Annotated in this window: 2 protein-coding genes; both read right to left on the bottom strand. The window is 65.0% G+C overall.

Annotated elements, in window-relative coordinates:
• Nucleotides 1–50: 50 nt before the first annotated feature.
• Nucleotides 51–353, bottom strand: a complete 303-nt coding sequence (locus tag ABWP50_RS07165) for an ASCH domain-containing protein (protein ID WP_353217324.1) — start codon at nucleotides 351–353, stop codon at nucleotides 51–53.
• 74 nt (nucleotides 354–427) lie between these two features.
• Nucleotides 428–1,360, bottom strand: a complete 933-nt coding sequence (locus tag ABWP50_RS07160) for a phytoene/squalene synthase family protein (RefSeq protein ID WP_502951005.1) — start codon at nucleotides 1,358–1,360, stop codon at nucleotides 428–430.

The raw sequence follows: 1,360 nt of genomic DNA, 5'->3' as shown, positions 1-1,360 counted from the left end.
TAAACGGGCCCAAAGGGCGGAGCATTGGCGCGCTGTCCGCTGAAGGTCAGCTACAGGCGCTCCACAAGGCGAAATCGTTCGCACCACAGCATCATGTCGTCCGCAAACACCCCGTGCCGCGTGAAATAGCGGCGATGTGCATCACGCCAGTGTGCCAGGGACAAATCACCCTCCCCTTCATCGGCCGCGAAGGCGTCGTCCACATCGCAAAATCGCACCGACTTGCACGACAGGGTTTCCACCACAACGGCTGAGCGGCCGGCACCATCAAGGATGATGGATCGTGTGTGCGCCGTGGCGGGCCCGGCGTGTGCCGCAGCCCAACACGTGGCCGTTTTGCTGCCAGCCAGCACCAGCGCGAGCAACTGATCAGCCAGTGCCGGGGTGTCGCCAAATGACCAGCGCGGCAGGTCGTCCGGCACTTTGCTCACTCCGGCATCGTCCACAGGCCTTCACGCGGCGGGCCCGGCTGCGGCCAACGCCTGCCACGCACCAGGCTGTCGCCAAATGCCATAGCCACCGCGCGGGCCTTGTCAGTCTTGGTGGTGGACACGCGGTTGGCCAGCCCGGCTTCTTCAAGGCGGCGCACCTTGCGGCCGATGCCGCCGTAAATCCGCGCCGCCGCCAGCACGGCCCAGGCGGCGCGGTTGCCCAGCGCTGATGTGCCGAACCGCGCCGACTCCTCGTACTCCTCGGCCTTGAACACCAGCCGCGCCACCAAGCGCGACAATTGCCGGCGATTGCGATCATAGGCGAAATTGTCCGGATCGAGCCGCACGCTGGCCAGCCAATCATCCGGGATATAGCGGCGGCCGTTCATCGCATCTTCGACGACATCGCGGGCGATATTGTTCAGCTGAAAGGCCATGCCCAGATCGCAGGCGCGTTCCAGCACGGCGCGGTCAGTCGGCTTCACGCCCATGACAATCGCCATCATCACCCCGACACAGCCAGCGACATGATAGCAATAGGTGAGCGTGTCATCGAAGCTGAGGAACGGCCGCGCCTCCATATCGATGCGAAAGCCGTGGACCAGATCGCGCGGGTAGCGGGCCGGGATGCCGGTTTCATGCACCACCCGCGCCAAGGCTTCATAGGGGGTGCCCAGCGTGGGATTGCCAGCCAACGCGCGTTCGGTTTCCCAATGCACTTCGGCCAGGCGTTCGGCGGGCGGGCGGCGATCATTGCTCCGCCCTTCGCCCAGCACCTGGCCATCGATCACATCGTCGGTGTGCCGGCACCAGGCATAAAGCAGCATGGCACGGTCGCGCGTCGGCGCATCGAACAGCCGGCTGGCCAGTGCAAAGCTTTTTGAACCCCGCGCAATCGCGTCGCGGGCATTGGCGAGAACATCAGACAC

Source organism: Sandarakinorhabdus sp. (genome assembly GCF_040398645.1).
Classification (GTDB): domain Bacteria; phylum Pseudomonadota; class Alphaproteobacteria; order Sphingomonadales; family Sphingomonadaceae; genus Sandarakinorhabdus.
Note: the sequence above shows the minus strand (reverse complement) of the source record. Positions and strands in the feature narration are given on the sequence as shown.